Source organism: Nitrosomonas communis (assembly GCF_024102715.1).
In the GTDB taxonomy this organism is placed as follows: domain Bacteria; phylum Pseudomonadota; class Gammaproteobacteria; order Burkholderiales; family Nitrosomonadaceae; genus Nitrosomonas; species Nitrosomonas communis_B.
In genome coordinates, this window is record NZ_JAGFJM010000123.1 from 1 (window position 1) to 21,481 (window position 21,481).

The following is a 21,481-nucleotide window of genomic DNA, read 5'->3' on the forward strand; positions in this document are numbered from 1 at the left end:
GGCACGATGGCGCCCACCACAATGAGCAGGGTATAGATCACCCGGTAAGGCATCACAGCGCGTCCGCCGAACAGAAACTTAGCGCTGCGGTCACCATAATAGGACCAGCCAATGATAGTGGAAAACGCAAACAACGCCAGGCTGATGCCCACTACTACGGCGCCTCCGTTGCCCATGGCGGTACTGAACGCATGGGCGGTCAGCGCTGCACCTTCGACACCTTCCGGCGCATGAATATAAGCGCCGGTAACAATGATCGCAAGGCCGGTCATGGTACAGATCACCAAGGTATCTACGAACGGTTCTATCATCGCCACTAGTCCTTCGCGCACCGGTTCTTTGGTAGTGGCCGCCGCATGGGCCATGGGCGACGAACCCAGTCCCGCCTCGTTGGAAAACAGTCCGCGCGCCACGCCCCAGCGAATCGCTTCGCCCACGGCGGCACCCCCCATAGCCCAGGGGTTGAGCGCATAGTTGAGTATCAACATGATGGACGACGGAATTTCCGTATAGTGGATCAGCAATACAGCGAACGACACGGCAATGTACATCATGGCCATGAACGGCACGATGGCACTGGCCACTTTGGCAATACGGCGAACGCCGCCGAGTATCACCATACCCACGATAACCGCCATGATGACGCCGACCAGCCAGCTGTAATCCTTAAGATTCGGAATGGCATAGGACAGGCCGTCCACCACCGAGTTGATCTGCACCAGGTTGCCGATGCCGAAGGATGCAATCATGGCGAACAGGGCAAACGCCATGGCGGTGCGTTTCATATTCAAACCGTGCAACAGGGTATACATGGGACCACCGGCCACTTCGCCCTTGTCGATTTCGCGAAACCTCAATGCCAGCGTGCTTTCGGTAAACTTGGTGGCCATGCCGAGAAAAGCCGTCACCCACATCCAGAACAGGGCGCCCGGGCCGCCGAAGCTGATGGCAGTGGCAACCCCGGCGATATTGCCCGTGCCCACGGTCGCGGACAGTGCCGTCGACAGAGCCTGAAAGTGCGTGACTTCACCAGGGTCTTCGCGATTGGTGTAGTGGCCGCATATTACGGCAATGGAATGGCGGAACCCCCTGACCTGTACAAAGCCAAGTCGAAACGTGAGATAGATGCCGACGCCGAGTAATAGTAGTAGCGTGACCGGACTGTCCCATAACAGGCCCGATAACTGGCCTGTCCAGGCCGTGATGTGTTCAAGCATAACCCGTACCACCCCTTTTTTATTGTTGACTCACCATAATACGATTCCGGGCAAAATACAAAAAGTCGGCTATTCAGTTGCGGTTGTTGACACCAATACAAACGAATCGACATAAAAAAGGGAGCCAGCCTTTGCTCCCCTTTTTTTAGCTCTCTTCATGATTGAGCTGGCCTTCCCCTTGGGCGTCTTGCACGCAAATAGCGAAAAAGGACCCCAAACCAATACTTTTTGTTACTGATCGAACACAAATTTTGCCAATTTCGGATGACTTTCCGTTCATTTGATGATCAAACCGTTTCCCGGTACATTCGGTTCTTATTAAAAAGGGCATTTATTTTTTATACGCTTCCTATACACCATTCAATTATATTGACATTGAATGGATATTGGTCGACACTTGATAGCACTGATGTACGAAATGTTGTAGCACCAACAGCTTTTTACGTCGGTAAAGCAGCAAATACAGATAAGTATTACTTCCCCGAAGTTCCCCGACTCACAGATTGATAAAGGAAAAGGGAAAATTATGCTCTGGCTTTTGCTATTACATATCGTTGCCGTATTAAGTTGGTGCGCATCATTGCTGTACCTGCCCGCATTAATAGCCAGTTCGGCATCTCAACAATCGGCTACTTCCCAGCAGCGCCTTATGGACGTAGTGGTTCTGATCTACAGGTTATTCATGACACCCGCTGCGTTGATCGCGATCGTCACTGGCACAACCATTTTCTTGCTAGAGGAAATAGCCGAGTCCTGGCTCATTCTTAAGCTCACGCTGGTCTTCTTCTTGGTTTTATGCCATGCCTTCAGCGGCTGGATTATTTTGCATGATCAACGGGCATCCTCCCAAAAATTGGTTCTATCTTGCATATTGCTAGGAGCGGGGATCGTGATACTGATATTAGCTATTCTCTGGGTTGTGCTGACTAAACCTTTTTAGGAGTTGATCATGCGATATCTGGAGCTAATTACATGGGATACCACGTCAGGATTTGGTATTAACACCCACAGCGTGGTGGTAAACCATTTGTCCTCCCAGAAGGCTGGTGAGGGTTATCAGCACTGCTGTCAGCAACGAGATATGCAAACCCCAAGGGTCGAAGCCACTTTCATTGCTATAGCGCAGCAACCAGTTGAACGAAGCCAGTGCCAGCGTCATGATGGCCAGCAATGCATGAATCCAGGCAATGAGCAGGGAGCGAATACGCGGCACAAATACCAGGTCAATCAAGCCGGCAAACGCTGCCAGCCACCCACCCAAACTGCCCAGGCCAGCCAGCCACAAGCCTACGCGTATCCAGAAAGGGTCGTCTGTGTAGAGATAGGCCAAATCGGCACCTACCAATCCAAGCAGGAAGGCAACAGGAAAATGAATCAGCATGGGATGAATGGGATGTCCACCAATAGACATACGGCTGATAATCGATTGTCGTGCCATGATTATGCTCCTCATCAAAATTTGAGAATAAAAACATTAACGACTGCTCATAGTTTAGTGCTGTTAGCGGCGATTATCATTCTTTTTTTTCTAAGCGGCTGCAGTGGTCCACAATCTGCCTTGGATCCAGCTGGACCGTCAGCGCATGCTATAGCCAATTTGTGGTGGGGGATGTTCGGTTTTTTTGCATTAGTACTGTTGACTATGGTGGCATTATGGCTATATGCCATGTGGCGCAAGCCGGCGCCAATGACTAAGGTACAAGCGCACAGACTGTCCAGTTGGTGGATTATCGGTGGAGGGGTAGTGCTGCCGATTATCAGCATGATTGTGCTATTGAGTTTTAGCATTCCGATGGGCTTTCGCATGTTACCGTTGCCGCTGGAGGAACAAACGCCGCTACGCATTGAGGTGACTGCACGACAATGGTTGTGGCAGATTCGTTATGCCGACACACACGTGAAAACGATGAATGAGTTACATTTGCCGGCTGGCATGCCGGTTGATGTACACGTCAGTAGCGCCGATGTGATTCATTCCTTCTGGGTACCAAAATTGAGCGGCAAGATCGATGTAATTCCGGGGCGGACCAATACTCTGAGACTTCAAGCTGATGTGCCGGGGCATTTTCGAGGGCAATGCTCAGAATTTTGCGGAATCGGTCATGCTCACATGAAATTGTCTGTTGTAGTGCATACGCCAGAAGAATTTGAAGCTTGGCTGGAGGAAAAGAGCTATGAATGAGATAACTAGAAAAGATCCGGCTGCTCTCCATGACGATTTTATGAAGGTCTGGGGTAATCCGCGGGGCTGGCGGGCATTGACTATCGTCAATCACACGACGATCGGTATCCGCTTTATGGTCACAGGCGGGGTATTCTTTCTGATTGGTGGCTTATTGGCCATGTTAATGCGTACCCAGTTAGCGCTGCCACAGCAAGAAATCATCGATGCCGAGTTGTACAATCAATTGTTTACGATGCACGGCACCGTCATGATGTTTTTATTTGTAGTGCCAATGCTCGAAGGGTTGGCACTCTATTTGATTCCCAAAATGATCGGGGCGCGTGATTTACTTTTTCCGCGGCTCAGTGCTTTTGGTTATTGGTGTTATTTATTTGGCAGTATTATTCTGCTTTCGAGTTTGTTGTTGGGAGTCGCCCCCAATGCTGGTTGGTTCGCTTACACACCCCTGAGTAACGCAGTTTACTCACCTGGGCCTAATATCGACTTTTGGCTGTTAGGCATCACCTTCGTTGAAATTTCTGCTGTGTCAGCCGGTGTCGAATTGATCGTGTCAATTCTGCGTAGCCGTACTCCCGGTATGGGGTTGCTGCAAATGCCGCTGTTTTGCTGGTACATTCTAGTCATGGCATTTATGATTGTATTCGGTTTTCCACCACTCATTCTTGGCAGTATTCTGCTGGAGTTGGAACGTGCGGCGGGCATGCCCTTTTTTGATATCGCGCGCGGTGGAGATCCCATCCTTTGGCAGCATCTATTCTGGCTATTTGGTCATCCGGAAGTCTATATTATCTTTCTGCCAGCCGCAGGTATTGTCTCGACATTGTTGCCGGTATTCGCACGCCGGCCTATCGTAGGTTACCGATGGATTGTGCTGGCGGTTATCTCGACCGGTTTTATCAGTTTTGGCCTGTGGGTACACCATATGTTTACCATTGGGATTCCCAAACTGGCACAGGCATTTTTCTCGTTGGCCAGTATGTTGATCGCGATACCCACCGGGATTCAGTTTTTTGCCTGGCTAGCGACGCTATGGACCGGGCGACCGGTTTACCATATTCCCATGCTCTGGTTGACTGGATTTTTAGTTATTTTCGTGGCAGGGGGATTGACAGGTATCATGTTGGCAGTGGTGCCCTTCAACTGGCAGGTGCATGACACGCATTTTGTCGTTGCTCATTTGCATTATGTGATCATCGGCGGTGTGGTTTTTCCCCTGATAGCCGGTTTGTATTATTGGTTACCTCATTTCTCTGGGCGCATGCCATCTGATAAGCTGGCGCGCTGGGGATTCTGGCTGACGTTTATCGGTTTCAACACGACGTTTCTGGTAATGCATCTAACCGGACTGCTCGGTATGCCACGGCGTAATTATACCTATGAGCCTGATCTAGGCTGGGATTTACCAAATAGTCTATCGTCAATGGGCAGTTTTGTTCTTGCCATGGGTATTGCAATGATCCTGCTGGATATCATTCTGCATTTCCGTATGGGGCGACCGGCAGGGACAAATCCTTGGCATGCCGATACACTGGAGTGGGCAACAAGCACCCCTCCTCAGCCTTATAATTTCATCAGCTTGCCGGACTATCCCACGCGACATCCCATGTGGCGTAAACCTGATTTGCAAACATCGATTGCAGAAGGCTGTTATACACTTTCCGAGATCGATCATGGAAGACGTGAGACTTGGGGGTCAGATCCCATTACCGGCAAGATCCGCGAAATCATCCATTTGCCCGGTAATTCCTGGTTGCCTTTTGTTACAGCTTTGGTCTTGTCAGTATTGTGCATTAGCCTTTTGCTTCGAACTTATGACCTAGCTTTGGCAGCGGTGGCGATCAGTTTGATATTATTGCTGCGCTGGTCCTGGATAAACGGTGCACATCCTGGGGCAGCACCTGATGCCAGCGTCATGCCTGATTACCCTCCTTTACATTCACGCACTTTTGATAGTCCTGGTCTGTGGGGCATGATTGTAACGCTGTTGGCCGATGGTGCGCTGTTTTTATCCTTACTATTCGGCTGGTTCTATTTGATGATCATCGCGCCGCATTGGCAAGTACCCGATGTGACACCACTGCCCTGGTTATCGCTATTGATAGCTGGCGGATTGCTGACGGGTGCTGCCATCTGGTATAAACGTCTGCTGCAAAGATTACGTGAAGGAGGCTGGTTTCATCTCCAGAGCCAGTTATGGGGAATAGCGCTGGTTGGCCTGGTGCACTGCTGCATGTTAATTGGGATTTGGGCAACTTCGGCATTGGCGGTAACACAAACCGCCCATGATGCGGTCATTGCTGTTATCTTGATGTACTTGATATTTCACAGCGGACTTGCGGTCATCATGACTATGTTACAAGCAAGGCGGGTCACTTATGGTTATGTCGGAAAAACTGCTCCCTATGAAGTCGCAGTGGTGGAACCTTGGTGGCTATATACGGCGAGTGTATTCTGGATCGGTTTGGCTGCTATCTTGCTGTTACCTATCGCGTGGGGAGGTATTTGAAATGCTTTCGCCTTATCACCCATTGCAACTGGCATTAGGATTGGCGGTATGGATTACTTGGTTCGCATTGATGTACGGCGCATTAGTGATCGCCTGCGAAGTAGCGCCGCCACCGATTGCGCAAGGCTCATTTACCTGGATTAATATCGCATTACTGTTTACTACGTTGGCGATTACAGGATTGCTATTTTATTGGGCTTATCAGTGCTGGCGTGCAATGCATGCAACGAATAAGCCAAAGAATCCATCGCGCACGTTTATCGCCAAATTAGGAGCCAGGGTAAATTTGGCGGGTGCAATAGCCACGCTGAGTCTGGGTTTGATTGTGTTGCTGTTGCCGCCATGTTTGTAAGATTAGTTCTGTTAGTTGCTGTGGTCGTGTCGGCCAATCCTGTGGAAGCGCATGATGGAATTGAAAGCGTAGGGGATGCGTGGCTGTCATTTACTGTCAGCATGGTAATGCTCATGGTTTTCTGGTTTATGTATTGTATTGGAGCGCGACGCATTCCATCTTTGATTGAGCGTTGGTTAGCATTTAACGTAGCTAGCGTGGCCGCGATTTTAGCTTTGCTCATTCCCTTGGGAGGCTGGGTGGAAGAAAGCTCAGCCATGCATATGGCTCAGCATATGTTGATTATGGTTGTGATCATCCCGCTTTATATGCTGGCACGGCCGCTACCTCAATGGGTCGCGGTAGGCGGATGGCCGGTTGTCTGGCTAAGTAAGCCACTGCTGTATTTGAGCCGTTACCCAATGCAGGCAGCTTTTATGCAAAGTGTCGTCATCTGGTTCTGGCATGCGCCAAAATTTTATAATTTAGCATTGGCAAGCCCATGGTGGCATTTGCTCGAGCACATTTGCTTTGCGTTAAGCGCCTGCGTGTTCTGGTGGTCGGTATTAAACCAGCGCACTGCCGTTACCTTGCTGGCTTTGTTGTTTACCCTGATGCACACCAGCATGCTTGGTGCTTTGCTTACCTTTGCACAAATACCTTTATACAACGATTCACGTGATTTTCACGATCAACAGCTGGCTGGTCTGATTATGTGGGTGCCGTCGGGCTTGCCTTATCTTATCGCAGCTATCTGGTGCAGCTTGTATTGGTTCAGGCGTATTTCACGCACGCTGAGTTCCTAGTGCGTTCCCTCATTACTTAGAAACTTCGCGATATCCAGCCACGAATTTACAGTGGTTTATGGAGATAGGTTTCTAGCGCTGGAAAAAAGGCAAGATTGTTGTTATCAATCCGAACGTCTATTTTGTTATTGAAAATTAACCGACTATAACGTTTACTACGTTTCAAAGATGTGGGCGTACCCAGCAAACGTTGCCAACCGCGTGATTTTTTGCGATATCTGCGTGAGGAGTCGTGGACGATAATCAGGTAGTGGCCAAATCCTTAATTTTTGTCTTTTAGCTCGCTGTTGTGCTCTGATCATGGCATCAGCATGACGAATATTTGGAGGAAGCCAATTGACTACAGCCAATCCTTTTTCAACCAGCAGTAAGTTAGCGTGTTCTCCATTTGACGGCTTTCGATTTCAGGAGCATTGATGCCAAGCAATCTTATACGCTCGCCACCTTTTAACAGAATGGTATCGCCATCCAATAATACATTGGTAACCTGATGCAGAGATCGCCAATGGCGATGAGGAATTGTATGTCAGCCCCTTGATTAAGGATTACCCGCTCTTGCAATCGCGCCGCAATTTGAAGCAGCACTCGATGTTCCTTATGACGGCGTATTGTGCGCATTGCCAGTATGAGTGCAGCTCAATTTATCAGAACTGTTAACCGGAGTTGTTAACCCATATTTTTTAGCTTCTTTTTACAGCACGCTGAATATCCGTTACCCTTCCTCGACATACGACAGTTACCCACAGCCTTATCCACGGAATTTGTGGATAATAAATTTCGATTGTTAAAATTTGCTCACGCCTTGAATCGGGTAACAGCACAAATTTACCGTTCCTACGTGTTTGTACGTATTTTATTTGTCAGTTTATTTCAATAATCTACGGAAGCATCATCGCTTTAAAAAAGAGAGTTATTTTTTTCCTGGATATTTGCAGCTGAGGAATTGCTGCGGACAGGACAAAATCTGCAACCGGGTGTCAGCAAGGCAAAGACACTCAGCGACGCGGTTATGGCCGCGCCTACCTGAACCACATCTCACTTAAGAAGGAGGGAAATACCATGCGCGACTTACTCAGATTGATCATTGTCCTGCTGGCACTGGGCTTATTCACAGGTTGCGCCGCACTGGTAGGAGCTGGTGCAGCCGGCGGTGCTTATGAGTACCAGAACAAGCAGCAACTGGAGAAGCTGGAAGAGGACTTCAAGAAGGGCACAATGAGCCGCGACGAGTATCTTGAGCGGAAAAAACAAATCGAAGGTGGCTCGGTTATCTATTGACATAGCTCGCCGGGGCCGGGGCATAAAATAATGACACAGGATTGCGGTGCGGGATGAAGCGTGAGCTTGAATCAAACCATCCTGCATGGCAGTTCGCACTCATCAGCACGGCGGGAGATAATGTCAATTCCATTAAAGAATCAGCCAAATTACTTCAAAGGAGGTAACTGTTAGATTGTTTCATCGAAACACTTACAAAGACGCCATTCGGCCAGAACCTGCCCAAGGCCAAAGCCAAAGCTAGTTCCTGAGCGATTCGACTAGCTCACCGTAAACGGTATAGGTTTGCTAATACCTATACAACCATCGTTGCCACAGGCTGTAAACATGCCCACTGCAAGCCTCACGTCATATCACAGCCGGATCAATCGAATTCGACTTGACCGCTGAAATCACCTGTCGCTCCAAAAGAAAAAATTCATCACATAGTACAGCCAGACCAGAAACTGAGAGAAACAATGGTTTCTTCAATGTTGTTTCAAATGTCATTTGATGAGTATATTAACTAAATGATGCTGTCGTTAGCATACATAGCTTGCCTGATTGATCAGAACTGCAATGCAATTTTCATAAATTGGATAATTTGTGGTTAAATTCTCAGTTATTCATCCAGCGACTAAACCGGGTTTCAGTCGCATGGACATAACAAGAAAATAAACAGAATAGCCACAATGGATCGTCTGCAACGCATTTACAAATTACATCAGCTATTGTCTTCTGCACGATACCCCGTTTCACGGCAGATGCTCGAGGAAAGGCTCGCATGCTCAACTGCCACAGTCAAACGCATCATTGAAGAATTGCGGCTGTATTTCAACGCACCGCTAAAATACGATCGTGAACGCAATGACTATATCTACGATACCGGCGCAGGGGAAGTGTTTGAACTGCCCGGTCTCTGGTTCAATGCTGATGAACTGTATGCGCTGTTAACCGTACAGCAGTTGCTGCAACAAACTCAGCCAGGCTTGCTGGATGATCATCTCAAACCGATAAAAAGCCGTCTGGAAAAAATTCTCGCCACTGCGCAACTCAGCAACAGTGAAATCGCTCAACGTATCCGAATCCTGCAGATGACGGCCAGGAAGCCAGCCACGGAACATTTCCAGTCAGTAGCCAGCGCCTTGCTGCAAAGAAAGCGACTGCACATTCACTATCACAGCCGCAGCGACAACCAAATCAGCCAGCGCCAGGTTTCACCCCAGCGCCTTACCCATTATCGCGGCAATTGGTATCTGGAAGCCTATTGTCATAAACGTGATGCGCTGCGCAGCTTTGCCGTTGATCGTATCAGCGCGCCTCAGCCGCTTGGCAATGCTGCACTCGAATTCAGTGATGACGAACTCGATGCCCATTTTGCCGTGAGCTACGGCATTTTTGCCGGTAAGCCAAAGGAAATCGCCGTGCTGCTTTTTTCATCCGAACGCGCCCGCTGGGTCGCCGATGAACAATGGCATCCACAGCAACAAGGAACACTGTTACCCGATGGCAGCTATGAACTGCGTATCCCTTATGCTGATAGCAAAGAACTCGTGATGGATATCCTGAAACATGGTGCAGAGGTAGAAGTTATCGAGCCTACCGAATTACGGCAGGAGGTGATCAAGCAGTTGCGGGCGGCAATAAAAAAATATGGTTAGGCAGGATCAGGTTTTGAGCTTGTCATGAATGTAAACTCTCGAAATGTCCTACAAAGCTTTAAAGTAAAAAATAATGGAACAACTAGAAGACGAGATTCTTAACTACTGGGGTAAGGCAGATCCTAATTATCCAGGTGAACAAAAGTGGCATCCACTTGTTTATCATTGTCTTGATGTGGCGGCAGTGGGGTTGGAATATTTAAATCAAGAAACTATTTTTTGTGATTGGATCTGCACTCAGTTACAGTGTGATCACACTGATGGAAAACAGTGGGTTGCATTCTGGTTGTCACTGCATGATTTAGGAAAATTCAGCGAAGCTTTTCAATCACAAAAACCTGAACTATTTGAAGCATTGCAAGGAAGGAAACCTGATCCGGCAAAATCCTATACGGAACGTCATGATTCTCTAGGACAGTGGTTATGGCGTGACTATCTTGCTGACCGCGCTGTTGAGGATGGCTGGTTTGGCAGTTCGACTGAATCTCGAATGACGGGTCTCGATAGTTGGATGAGAGCTGTCACAGGACATCATGGCCAGCCACCAAAAACTTTCCCTACTTTTTGTGATATTGGTGACTATTACTCAAAGCGTGACAAGAAAGCCGTGCTCGCGTTTATCAATGGCATGCGTGAACTTCTACTGCCGCAGTCGGCGGAAACGTTATTTATCGTACTTGATTCAGTCAAATTTGAGCATGTCAGTCAGGCTTTGTCATGGTGGCTTGCTGGTATTGCCGTATTGGCTGATTGGCTTGGTTCCAATACCGGTTATTTTCCCTATCAAGAGACAGATATGTCACTAGAGAAATACTGGCAACATGCGTGTCAGCGGGCAAAGAAAGCATTGAAAGATAGTGGTGTAACGTCACAAAAAATTATTGCAAGTTATACCTTCACCGATCTCTTCAAGAATAAGAATATTTCGACCCCATCACCCTTACAACAATGGGCAATAGATACGGAAATATCTGGGGAACCGCAAATATTTTTACTGGAAGACGTAACAGGGGCGGGCAAGACAGAGGCTGCCCTAATGCTTGCTTACCGTTTGATGGCAAAGGGTGCGGCTCAAGGTTTTTTCATAGCTTTGCCCACCATGGCCACTTCTAACGCAATGTATGATCGCGCGGCTCATTTTTACCAAAAATTGTTTGCCGGTAATGCTAATTTGGTCCTGGCGCATGGCAATCGCCAGTTGGTGGAAAATTTTGCGAAATCAGTTTTGCCATCTTCCGGTGTAGAAGATGATCTTGAGCAACAGGATGAAACTGCATCGGCGCGCTGTACGGCCTGGCTGGCTGACCATAACAAGCGTGCGTTATTGTCCCAAGCTGGTGTTGGTACCATCGATCAAGCCTTGCTTAGCGTGCTACACAGCAAACATCAATCACTACGGTTGCTTGGTTTATTCAATAAGGTGTTGATCGTGGATGAAGTTCATGCTTGCGATGCCTATATGCAAGGCATATTGGAGGTACTGCTTGAATTTCACGCGCGAGCTGGCGGTAGTGTGATTCTGTTGTCGGCAACCCTACCATCACGCATGAAACAAGCACTCTTGGATGCTTATGCCAAAGGGCGCAACAATTTATGCCAAACTATCCGACAAAACTTGCCATATCCACTGGCCACCACTTGGCATGCCGTATGTACCCAGCCAATTGAGAATGCTTTGGGTACGCGCGATGCAGTAAAGCGCACAGTTACTATTGATTACCAACATCAGCAATCCAAAGTTGTCGCGATGATCAATGATGCCTTAGCCTCCGGTCAGTGCGTCTGCTGGATTCGCAATACCGTAACGGATGCCACGGAAGCTTTTGCGTTATTTTCTGAATGCTTACCCCAAGAGAAATTGACTCTGTTTCATGCCCGCTTTGCTTTGGACGACAGGCTGATGAAAGAAAGTGACGTAACTACTACCTTTGGTCCTGATAGTGATGCAAGCAAACGCTCAGGTCGTTTGGTGATTGCTACCCAAGTAATCGAGCAATCACTAGATGTGGATTTTGATTTACTAGTTAGTGATTTGGCTCCAATTGATCGCTTAATCCAAAGAGCTGGACGTTTACGACGGCATAATCGTGATGCATCCGGCAATCGTTTGGCAAATGGCGAACCGGATCAACGGGGCATGCCGCTTATGGTGGTATTTGGTCCTGCTTGGAGCGCCGAACCAGCAGTACATTGGTTCAAGACCGCTTTCCCAAAGGCTGCGGGGGTTTATCCCCATCACGCGCAATTGTGGCTAACGGCCAAAGCCTTGCAGGTTGGCAAGTTTACTATGCCAGAAGATGCTCGTGCCTTAATTGAAGGAGTATTTGGCGAATCGTCGAGTATTCCTCAAGGATTGCAACAAAATAATCTGACTGTGCAAGGGCAGCAGATGGCTGAAGCTAGTCATGCGAAGAGTAATGCTCTAAATTTTGCGAATGGTTATAAACGTGGGGACGTGATGGATTGGTGGAGCGAAGCCAAAACGCCGTCGCGTTTGGGCGATGTGAGTGTCAATGTAGTGTTAGCTCGTTGGGGAAGCGGACAACTCTTGCCATGGGCAGAACGTCCAAATCACGCTTGGGCTTACAGCACGGTACGGGTGGCTGAGCGTTTGCTTGCCAGTGTTCCACAGCCTGATGATAGCGTTCAACAGAAAGAATTTTTGCGCGTCAAAGATCAGCTCCCGAGCAAAGGCAAGTGGTCGATTTTGTTGGTGTTAGAACAAACCAAAAACGGGTGCTGGCAAGCACAGGCATGGAGTGGAGAAATTCCGGGGCAAGCAGCACAGCTGCAGTTGTGGAAATATGATGGCAAGATGGGGCTGCGATTGGCAGCAGATGAAAAATCTATTATCGAGGAGACTGAATGAATCTGCTGGATGAAGCTTGGATACCTGTGCGCCGCAAGGACGGTGTTCAGGATTGGATTGCACCTTGCCAGATCGGCGAGCCGGATATTGTTGCGCTGGATGCTAGGCGGCCAGATTTTAACGGTGCGTTAGTTCAGTTTTTGATCGGCTTGGTACAGACTACCACACCCATGAACAGCCATGCCGAATGGCAACAGTGGTATGACGAGCCACCTTCAGCTGAAGTCCTGAAACATTGGTTTACGCCAATAGAAAGTGCCTTTGTATTCGATGGTGATGGTGCGCGGTTTATGCAGGATTACAGTTTGCACACGGCCGGGATGCAAAACTCAGAATTCAATGAGATTGGTTCGCTCTTAATCGAAGCGCCGGGTGATAACACGCTCAAGGAAAACAAAGATCATTTCATCAAGCGTGGATTAGCTTCTGGCCTGTGTCCTCATTGTGCCGAGACGGCGCTTTTTACCCTGCAAACAAATGCACCAAGCGGTGGAAACGGACACTTTACTTCACTTCGAGGTGGAGGCCCATTGACAACATTGATTGTTGCGACACCTACACGTTCGCTTTGGCATACGATATGGCTGAATGTGCGTGACCGCGATTCTTTTCTGGGGACCGGCGGCGACGCTAACAAGACAGCGCTGCATTTTACTTTCCCTTGGCTGGCTGACATGCAATCTATACAGGCTGCGGGAGGAAAAACCGTTCCTATTCAAGTTCATCCTGCCCATGTGTTCTGGAGTATGCCTCGCAGAATTCGGCTCGATCAGGACAATACAGTCAGTGGCCGTTGCGATACCTGTGGTCGTGAATCTGCGAAGTTATTGACCCGCTACATTACAAGACCAAAAGGATTTAATTACAAAGGCGCATGGAGGCATCCTTTGTCGCCATACTATGAAAGCAAGCCTGAAGAATGGCTACCTATGCATCCACAACCGGGTGGATTGGGCTACAAGCTCTGGTTGGGCTGGGTTCTTGGAGTGCAGGGGGACAAGAAAAAAACTCAACCCGCTTCACAGGTTTCATATGTACTGGATAGTAGAAGACTCAAAGGGCAATTCAGGTTATGGGTCTTCGGCTATGACATGGAAAACATGAAAGCTCGCTGCTGGTATGAATCCACCTTCCCTCTGTATGGTTTGGCAGAACGTAATGTGGAAGAACGCAAGCTCGTTCAATCCGAAGTAGCTAAATGGATAGATGCGGCTGACCATGCCGCATTTCTGTTACGTACTGCCGTTAGGTCAGCTTGGTTCAGCGATAGCTCGGAAGCTAAAGGTGATTGGGGGTTTGTTGATGCTGCTTTCTGGTCGAGAACTGAATCGGGATTTTATGGATTGTTGAGCGAACTCATCGAGCAGGCGCGAGATGAAGATGGTGATTCAAGCTTGACTCCTTGGCGTGAACGTTGGCGCAATAAATTGATTGATGCAGCAGTAAAACTGTTTGATGCCGAATTGGTAGGTATAGCCCTCGTCGAGCGACAAAACCCTCGTCGTGTGGCTGATGCACACAACCGGCTACGTGCAAGTTTGTACGGTGATAAGCTTAAAGTAATTCTGAGATTACCGGTTGAGAAACCAAGCAAGTTAACGAAAAAGAACGCCAAAGTATCGGCCTGAACCCAAAGGAGAAAATAGTATGAATGACAAAATTTCTTTTCATCCTGAAACTGCTCTCGGACAAGTTTTACTGCGATGGTGGGAGGGGTTGGAGAATAATCGGGGAGATCGTGCCGAGTTGCGTCGCGCCCATAATTTGACAGCGATCGTACTTACGGGGGGGTATCAGCATCTTTATCAAATGCTGTTAGCGACTGGCTGGCCGAAAGAGGATAAACCGGAAAACAATTGGCGAAATGAGCGACTCGCTGCTATTGCTGGCTTGCTTGCGCATGTAAAAGTTCAGGATGAACGAAGCTTGCCATTAGCTATGTCCGAAGGAGAGCGTCCGCCATTTTCAGAATTACGTTTTCGGCGTTTGCTAGATTCATCTTCGTTAGATGAGGTGTTCGGCGGTTTGCGCCGGGCGTTGCCATTAGTTTCCTATCAGGCCAATGTACTGGAATTGGCTAATGACGTGCTGCTCTGGAGCGATAACGTGAAGAAACGTTGGGCCTATACCTATCGCTGGCCCGCCAAATCGGCGGTTTAAATTTCATTTTTTTAAAATAATGGAGAATACAATGTCACGTTTTGTTCAGATTCACCTGCTCGTCAGCTATCCGCCTTCCAACCTCAACCGCGACGATACGGGGCGACCAAAAACAGCTATTGTTGGCGATGCCAGTCGTTTGCGGATTTCTTCCCAAAGTCTTAAGCGTGCATGGCGAACATCTGATGTTTTTGAAAATACGCTCCAAGGGCATATTGGCATCAGAACTAAGGAAATGGGTGAAAAAATTTATCATGCGCTTCTTGAAAAAAAGGTATCTGAAAAGAATGCTCGCGAGTGGGCAAAGACGACTGCCGGTCAGTTTGGTAAATTGAAATCTGACAAAAAAACTGAAAATAATCAGGACTTGCATATTGAGCAGTTGGCGCACTTCGGTCCCGAAGAGGAAGCTGCCATAATGTTGCTGGTGGATAAGCTGGCTACATCGGGTGCAGCTCCCACAGAAGATGACTTAAAACTGTTGAGAAAGCCACGCCAGGCAGCGGACATTGCCATGTTTGGCCGTATGTTGGCATCGTCCCCAGCTTTTAACGTCGAGGCCGCTGTGCAGGTGGCACATGCCATTACCATTCACAAGGTGGCCGTGGAAGATGATTATTTTATCGCGGTTGATGACCTTAACCGAGGTGAAGAAGATGTGGGTGCTGCCCATATTGGCGAAGCCGGTTTCGGTGCCGGAGTTTTTTATCTCTATTTGTGTATCAATCGCGAGCTTTTGTTTGAGAATCTTGGTGGCGATACCGCATTGGCAGCCAAAACATTGGAAGCACTGGTGCATGCGACCACCAAAGTTTCACCAACCGGGAAACAGAACAGCTTTGCCTCACGCGCTTATGCCGCTTATGCACTTGCTGAAAAAGGTGATCAGCAACCACGATCGCTGGCGCAGGCGTTTCTCAAACCAGTAACGGGTGGAGATATGCTGGAACGGGCCGTCAACGAGTTAACCAAGCGCTACAAAAATTTTGACGCTGTTTATGGAGCCTGCGCCGATAACCGTTACCAATTCAATGTGGAAACAGGTGAAGGTAGTGTGGATGAGTTAGTGAAGTTTGTAACGGAATAATAACCATGAACTATCTGGTCTTTCAGTTACAGGCACCATTCTCTGCTTGGGGTGAAACCGCCGTCGGTGAGTTTCGCCCTACGGCAAATTACCCCAGTGAATCGGCTTTGTTGGGATTACTGGCGGCAGCACTAGGCATGCGTAGAGAAGAGGAAGATGCACATGCTGCTTTGCACAGAGGTTATAGCTTTGCTATCGGTGTGCTGGCGTCAGGTTGTTTGCTGCGCGATTACCACACAGCGCAGGTACCTGGACGAGTCTCGCTAAAGAATCTCCCGCACAACTCCCGGCGTGACGAACTCAACTTGCCCAAAATAGATCTCAATACCATCCTTTCCACTCGCGATTATCGGCAGGGTGCCGCGAATATGATTGCCGTCCAGGCGCATGACGGTGCACCTTATGCCTTAGATGATTTGGCACAAGTGCTTGCGAAACCCCGTTTTACTCTCTATCTCGGGCGCAAAGCTTGCCCACCGGCATTGCCACTTAATCCACAAATAATTGCGGCAGAAAACTCGCACACCGCTTTGTATAATTACCGCCAGGAACTTGTCAAACGTAGTGGCGAAACGATTCCTGAATTTGAGCGCATAGTTTGGGGTGAAGGAATTGAATCCGGCACGATTCATGATCTGGAAGTCGTGCGCAAGGATCGTGTACTGTCGCGGGAACATTGGCAATTTGGTGATCGGATTGAATACGTAGCCTTAAAGCCGCAAGGAGGGCAATAATATGTATTTCAGTCTTATCACTCCCATGCCCGGTGCTGAGCGCGAAGCTGCCATGCAGTGGGCTAAAAATCCCTATGACGATCACCAGTGGTTGTGGCGATTTTTGGCGGCAGAGCCAGGTACTGCACGGGATTTTCTTTTTCGTCGACGCGATGGTGAAGGCAGGATGCCTGGTTTTTACGTGGTATCAGCGCGTAAGCCGCAATCGTTCTCCGGTGCTTGGCAGGTGCAAATCCGTGATTACGATCCACAACTGCAAGAAGGGCAGCGACTGGCTTTCGAGTTAAGAGCTAATCCGGTTGTGACGCATAAGGTAAATGGAAAATCACGTCGAGATGATGTGGTAATGCATGAGAAAAAACGTTTACTGGCAGAACGAGGAATTAAATGCTGGGCGGATTGGCCTGATATGGATAAGACTAAGCCCCCTTTATATGAATTGATTCAGACAACTTGTTTACACTGGTTAGAACGTCGTGGAGAAAAAGCCGGATTTTCCATCCTGACTCGTGAGTTACATGATAAGGATCGTAGTATTCTTACAGAGAAATCTGTGCGAGTTGATGGTTATATCCAACATCGTAGTGGACGTAAAGATATTCATTTTTCTACTGTAGATTTTGCTGGTGAACTGATAGTTACTGATACATCGGCATTTCGTAAAATTTTGCTGAATGGTATCGGTCCAGCCAAAGCCTTCGGATGCGGCCTGTTGCTGGTGCGCAGGCTATGAATTTTATCCTTAAACTAGAAAGTATGGATCAGAGGAGATGATGATGGACTGGAAAGATCATATTATAACTGACTCCAATGTGCTCGTAGGCAAGCCTATAGTAAAAGGAACACGATTGTCCGTCGAGTTTCTGTTAGGTCTTAAAGCAGCAGGCTGGTCAGATGAGCAAATTCTTGAAAACTACCCGCAATTAACGGCAGAAGATTTGCAAGCAGTATTTGCTTTTGCTGGTGCGCTTGTTAAAGATGAAGAATTTTTGCCGTTGGAGATGGTCCCTTGAGCCTGCTGTTGCTGGCAAACGAGAATATTCCGTTTACTTCGATTAAGGAGCTTAGATCTGAGGGGTTTGATATTCTTGCAATTGCCGAGAGCTACCGTGGTGAAAGTGATCGCAAGGTTTTATCAGTTTGTGCCGATGAACAAAGAATTCTGATCACTTTCGATAGAGACTATGGGGAGCTTATTTTTAGAGAAAAAATGCCTATTCCGCCAGCAGTCATTTATTTGCGTTTTATACCCGCCACCCCAACAGAATCCGCCAATATTCTTAGAAGCTTTTTAATGACTGAAACAGCACGACTGTTGGGTCGCTATTGGGTAATTACACGAAGCGGCATCCGTTCCAGAAAATTACTATCTAAGTGACATACTATGCCAGAGCCTCTTCCGCCTCTCAAACCCTTGGCAATAAAAGAGCGATTATCTATCCTGTTTATCGAAAAAGGCCATCTTGATGTACTGGATGGTGCATTTGTTGTGGTCGACAAAACGGGTGTGCGCACACATGTTCCGATAGGTGGCGTTGCCTGTCTGATGCTAGAACCAGGTACAAGAGTTTCTCATGCAGCGGCTGCATTGGCTGCACGTGTGGGCACGCTGCTAGTGTGGGTTGGTGAGGCAGGGGTGCGGCTTTATTCGTCAGGACAACCGGGTGGTGCACGTTCAGACCGACTGTTGTATCAGGCTAAATTGGCTTTGGATGAAACGTTGCGCTTGAAAGTGGTGCGTAAGATGTACGCTATGCGTTTCGGTGAGGAACCGCCTGCTCGCCGTAGCGTTGAGCAATTACGGGGTATTGAAGGTGCTCGAGTGCGGGAAACGTATAAACTGATTGCCAAAAAGTATGGTGTGGAATGGAAAGCGAGAAATTATGATACAGATGATTGGGATAAAGGAGATATTCCTAATCGCTGTTTAAGTGCGGCTACTGCTTGTCTTTATGGTGTGACGGAGGCAGCCGTACTGGCAGCGGGTTATGCACCCGCGGTAGGTTTTATTCATACTGGCAAGCCTTTGTCTTTTGTTTATGATGTGGCTGATATCTATAAGTTTGATACCGTTGTTCCACTTGCATTTAAAATTGCTGCAAAACATCCGAGTAATCCAGAACAGCAAGTAAGACTTGGCTGCAGAGATGTATTTCGTGAAAGCAAATTGCTGGAAAGAATCATTCCTGGAATTGAGGAAATGCTTTCTGCTGGTGAAATTATCCCACCTGCTGCGCCGGATAACGCTGTGCAGCCAGCCATACCAAATCCTGAGAGCCTGGGTGATGCTGGTCATCGTGCTTGAAAACGCTCCACCTCGGCTGCGTGGACGATTGGCTATTTGGTTGCTGGAAATTCGAGCAGGCGTTTACGTCGGTAATTATTCAGCTAAAGTGCGCGACTATATTTGGAGTCAAGTTGAAAAAGGAATTGAAGATGGTAACGCTGTGATGGCATGGCGTACCAATAATGAAGCTGGCTTTGATTTCGTGACATTGGGTACTAATCGAAGAATACCGAATGAAATAGACGGTGCGAAACTGGTTTCTTTTTTGCCTGAAGAAACAGGAGGAGTTCCTTAAAAATTTGGTAGAATTTTACCTTGCCTTTTATCGCTGACTAATCAGCGAGATAGGAGAAGTGTGTTCCCCACGCCCGTGGGGATGAACCGTTGAACCCCGAAACTGCGCCTGCCCGGTGATCGTGTTCCCCACGCCCGTGGGGATGAACCGTCGATAACTGCATTGTAGTCAGCATTTGTATAGTGTTCCCCACGCCCGTGGGGATGAACCGGATTGATGGTGCACCAGTCGAAACAGGTTAGAGTGTTCCCCACGCCCGTGGGGATGAACCGAAATGGCAGAACAAAGAAGGGGTTGATCATTAGTGTTCCCCACGCCCGTGGGGATGAACCGCCACGATCAAAAAGCCGATTTGGATAGGCAACGTGTTCCCCACGCCCGTGGGGATGAACCGGTACGGCACACGGTCCAGTTCTTCTTTCCTGAGTGTTCCCCACGCCCGTGGGGATGAACCGACGCTTTGGCGCTTTAAAGCTAACTATCCAGTGTGTTCCCCACGCCCGTGGGGATGAACCGAATTAATACCAGCTACAACATTCACTAACTTAGTGTTCCCCACGCCCGTGGGGATGAACCGCTTGCTTGCTTCATATCATATAAGGTTTAAATGTGTTCCCCACGCCCGTGGGGATGAACCGCAACAGTAGTCCGAAGGGTAGGATAGGGCTTGGTGTTCCCCACGCCCGTGGGGATGAACCAGATGCGCTCAGAAGAGAAGGCAGAAGCTGAAAGTGTTCCCCACGCCCGTGGGGATGAACCGGTACCTGCCTTCTGGTGATCAGGTGGCAAGTTGTGTTCCCCACGCCCGTGGGGATGAACCGGAGCCGTGAAAAATGGGAAAAAGTTTGACAGAGTGTTCCCCACGCCCGTGGGGATGAACCGTTCAATGTGTATGTATTTACCATTAACGCGGCGTGTTCCCCACGCCCGTGGGGATGAACCGCGTGTACTGGCCAGATAACACTCCTGAGCAAAGTGTTCCCCACGCCCGTGGGGATGAACCGGCGAGTATGCATACGATGCTGCGCCTTTGTCCGTGTTCCCCACGCCCGTGGGGATGAACCGTATTGATGCTGTTACCGATCGGGGAAATCGGCGTGTTCCCCACGCCCGTGGGGATGAACCGTCAGAGTACGTGGCAAATCTGAATCAGCGACGGTGTTCCCCACGCCCGTGGGGATGAACCGGTACCACGGCGGTCATTAGCAGTGGGGCTTCAGTGTTCCCCACGCCCGTGGGGATGAACCGAAAATCCAGACAAATCTGGACAACATTTCTAGAGTGTTCCCCACGCCCGTGGGGATGAACCGGTGTATTGAAATCGGTTTGGGATTCAAAAGGCGTGTTCCCCACGCCCGTGGGGATGAACCGCCCTAGCGTAAATTGCGCGCTGGTATTCGCCGGTGTTCCCCACGCCCGTGGGGATGAACCGCATCACAACGAACAACACGTCAGGGAGGGAGTGTGTTCCCCACGCCCGTGGGGATGAACCGTCATTATTCCACGTGAGATTCAGGTACATTTCGTGTTCCCCACGCCCGTGGGGATGAACCGCCCCGCGTATATGCATCGATCGCGCCGTCTTCGTGTTCCCCACGCCCGTGGGGATGAACCGTCCCATTAGTACCGTCACTATTGTATACGCCAGTGTTCCCCACGCCCGTGGGGATGAACCGAGGAGGATGGAGATGAAAATATCAGAGATTTTGTGTTCCCCACGCCCGTGGGGATGAACCGCGATAGCTCATCTGCGGATACATTAACACTAGGTGTTCCCCACGCCCTTGGGGATGAACCGCGTCGAAACTTTCGAGTTTCTATTAGATTTGAGTGTTCCCCACGCCCGTGGGGATGAACCGCCAAATTATTTTTTGCAATAATCATGCAGGGAGTGTTCCCCACGCCCGTGGGGATGAACCGGCACCACTGCGGTCATTAGCAGCGGTGCCTCAGTGTTCCCCACGCCCGTGGGGATGAACCGACACCCGCTGCTGGTAATCGGTGGCGTGGCCAGTGTTCCCCACGCCCGTGGGGATGAACCGCGCCACGGCGTTTACGAGTCGTATGTGCGTAAGTGTTCCCCACG

At 48.9% G+C, this 21,481-nt stretch carries 19 protein-coding genes, 1 pseudogene and 1 CRISPR repeat array (1 of these 21 cut by a window edge); of the genes and pseudogenes, 17 read left to right on the forward strand and 3 right to left on the reverse strand.

Annotation, left to right across the window (positions count from 1 at the left end; genetic code table 11):
• Nucleotides 1–1,217, reverse strand: a 1,217-nt coding sequence (locus J5I83_RS11730) for a sodium:alanine symporter family protein (RefSeq protein ID WP_304056266.1), incomplete at its 3' end; no start/stop codon positions are given.
• A 526-nt stretch (nucleotides 1,218–1,743) separates the two neighbouring features.
• Between J5I83_RS11730 and J5I83_RS11735 the strand changes: the two genes are divergently transcribed.
• Nucleotides 1,744–2,157: a CopD family protein gene (locus tag J5I83_RS11735; RefSeq protein ID WP_304056268.1), complete on the forward strand. Its 414-nt coding sequence runs from the start codon at nucleotides 1,744–1,746 to the stop codon at nucleotides 2,155–2,157.
• A gap of 45 nt (nucleotides 2,158–2,202) precedes the next feature.
• Here J5I83_RS11735 and J5I83_RS11740 read toward each other — a convergent pair whose 3' ends face one another.
• The gene (locus J5I83_RS11740; RefSeq protein ID WP_304056270.1) at nucleotides 2,203–2,655 is read right to left on the reverse strand and encodes a DUF2231 domain-containing protein; all 453 of its coding nucleotides are present in this window, start codon (nucleotides 2,653–2,655) and stop codon (nucleotides 2,203–2,205) included.
• A gap of 21 nt (nucleotides 2,656–2,676) precedes the next feature.
• On the opposite strand from J5I83_RS11740, the gene coxB reads away from it, so the two are divergent.
• The 4 genes from coxB to J5I83_RS11760 are packed head-to-tail and all read left to right on the forward strand — an operon-like array spanning nucleotide 2,677 to nucleotide 7,045.
• Nucleotides 2,677–3,399, forward strand: a complete 723-nt coding sequence (gene coxB, locus J5I83_RS11745; protein ID WP_304056272.1) for a cytochrome c oxidase subunit II — start codon at nucleotides 2,677–2,679, stop codon at nucleotides 3,397–3,399.
• Nucleotides 3,392–5,908, forward strand: coding sequence for a cytochrome c oxidase subunit I (ctaD, locus tag J5I83_RS11750; protein ID WP_304056273.1), 2,517 nt, complete (start codon nucleotides 3,392–3,394; stop codon nucleotides 5,906–5,908). Before coxB ends, ctaD begins: the two co-directional genes overlap by 8 nt.
• A 1-nt stretch (nucleotide 5,909) precedes the next feature.
• On the forward strand, nucleotides 5,910–6,260 hold the full coding sequence (locus J5I83_RS11755; RefSeq protein ID WP_304056276.1) for a hypothetical protein: 351 nt from the start codon (nucleotides 5,910–5,912) through the stop codon (nucleotides 6,258–6,260).
• The gene (locus J5I83_RS11760) at nucleotides 6,251–7,045 is read left to right on the forward strand and encodes a cytochrome c oxidase assembly protein (RefSeq protein WP_304056279.1); all 795 of its coding nucleotides are present in this window, start codon (nucleotides 6,251–6,253) and stop codon (nucleotides 7,043–7,045) included. Before J5I83_RS11755 ends, J5I83_RS11760 begins: the two co-directional genes overlap by 10 nt.
• Before the next feature lie 155 nt (nucleotides 7,046–7,200).
• On the opposite strand, the pseudogene J5I83_RS14590 reads toward J5I83_RS11760, so the two are convergent.
• Nucleotides 7,201–7,419, reverse strand: a pseudogene (locus tag J5I83_RS14590) (thermonuclease family protein); the annotation flags it as partial.
• A gap of 685 nt (nucleotides 7,420–8,104) precedes the next feature.
• Here J5I83_RS14590 and J5I83_RS11765 point away from each other — a divergent pair.
• From J5I83_RS11765 to cas2e, 12 genes are all read left to right on the forward strand, one after another.
• A complete protein-coding gene (locus J5I83_RS11765) occupies nucleotides 8,105–8,323 on the forward strand; it encodes a hypothetical protein (protein ID WP_304056282.1) in 219 nt (72 codons plus the stop codon).
• Between the two features lie 671 nt (nucleotides 8,324–8,994).
• The gene (locus tag J5I83_RS11770; RefSeq protein WP_304056285.1) at nucleotides 8,995–9,963 is read left to right on the forward strand and encodes a YafY family protein; all 969 of its coding nucleotides are present in this window, start codon (nucleotides 8,995–8,997) and stop codon (nucleotides 9,961–9,963) included.
• A gap of 73 nt (nucleotides 9,964–10,036) precedes the next feature.
• Nucleotides 10,037–12,832 carry a CRISPR-associated helicase Cas3' gene (gene cas3, locus J5I83_RS11775; protein ID WP_304056288.1) on the forward strand — a complete coding sequence of 932 codons (2,796 nt, stop codon included), beginning with the start codon at nucleotides 10,037–10,039 and terminating at the stop codon, nucleotides 12,830–12,832.
• Nucleotides 12,829–14,460, forward strand: coding sequence for a type I-E CRISPR-associated protein Cse1/CasA (gene casA / locus J5I83_RS11780; RefSeq protein WP_304056291.1), 1,632 nt, complete (start codon nucleotides 12,829–12,831; stop codon nucleotides 14,458–14,460). Before cas3 ends, casA begins: the two co-directional genes overlap by 4 nt.
• 19 nt (nucleotides 14,461–14,479) lie before the next feature.
• Complete coding sequence (gene casB / locus J5I83_RS11785) at nucleotides 14,480–14,992, forward strand: type I-E CRISPR-associated protein Cse2/CasB (RefSeq protein ID WP_304056293.1); 513 nt, start codon at nucleotides 14,480–14,482, stop codon at nucleotides 14,990–14,992.
• 31 nt (nucleotides 14,993–15,023) lie between these two features.
• Nucleotides 15,024–16,079 carry a type I-E CRISPR-associated protein Cas7/Cse4/CasC gene (gene cas7e, locus J5I83_RS11790; protein WP_304056296.1) on the forward strand — a complete coding sequence of 352 codons (1,056 nt, stop codon included), beginning with the start codon at nucleotides 15,024–15,026 and terminating at the stop codon, nucleotides 16,077–16,079.
• A 5-nt stretch (nucleotides 16,080–16,084) separates the two neighbouring features.
• Nucleotides 16,085–16,813, forward strand: a complete 729-nt coding sequence (gene cas5e, locus J5I83_RS11795) for a type I-E CRISPR-associated protein Cas5/CasD (RefSeq protein WP_304056298.1) — start codon at nucleotides 16,085–16,087, stop codon at nucleotides 16,811–16,813.
• Between the two features lies 1 nt (nucleotide 16,814).
• Nucleotides 16,815–17,546 carry a type I-E CRISPR-associated protein Cas6/Cse3/CasE gene (cas6e, locus tag J5I83_RS11800; protein ID WP_304056300.1) on the forward strand — a complete coding sequence of 244 codons (732 nt, stop codon included), beginning with the start codon at nucleotides 16,815–16,817 and terminating at the stop codon, nucleotides 17,544–17,546.
• A 43-nt stretch (nucleotides 17,547–17,589) separates the two neighbouring features.
• On the forward strand, nucleotides 17,590–17,826 hold the full coding sequence (locus tag J5I83_RS11805) for a DUF433 domain-containing protein (RefSeq protein ID WP_304056302.1): 237 nt from the start codon (nucleotides 17,590–17,592) through the stop codon (nucleotides 17,824–17,826).
• The gene (locus J5I83_RS11810) at nucleotides 17,823–18,191 is read left to right on the forward strand and encodes a DUF5615 family PIN-like protein (RefSeq protein WP_304056305.1); all 369 of its coding nucleotides are present in this window, start codon (nucleotides 17,823–17,825) and stop codon (nucleotides 18,189–18,191) included. The genes J5I83_RS11805 and J5I83_RS11810 overlap by 4 nt, the downstream gene beginning before the upstream one ends.
• A gap of 6 nt (nucleotides 18,192–18,197) precedes the next feature.
• The gene (gene cas1e, locus J5I83_RS11815; protein WP_304056308.1) at nucleotides 18,198–19,118 is read left to right on the forward strand and encodes a type I-E CRISPR-associated endonuclease Cas1e; all 921 of its coding nucleotides are present in this window, start codon (nucleotides 18,198–18,200) and stop codon (nucleotides 19,116–19,118) included.
• Complete coding sequence (gene cas2e / locus J5I83_RS11820; protein ID WP_304056309.1) at nucleotides 19,111–19,395, forward strand: type I-E CRISPR-associated endoribonuclease Cas2e; 285 nt, start codon at nucleotides 19,111–19,113, stop codon at nucleotides 19,393–19,395. Before cas1e ends, cas2e begins: the two co-directional genes overlap by 8 nt.
• 60 nt (nucleotides 19,396–19,455) lie before the next feature.
• Nucleotides 19,456–21,481: a CRISPR direct-repeat array (repeat unit 29 nt; unit sequence GTGTTCCCCACGCCCGTGGGGATGAACCG); it runs 444 nt beyond the window's last position.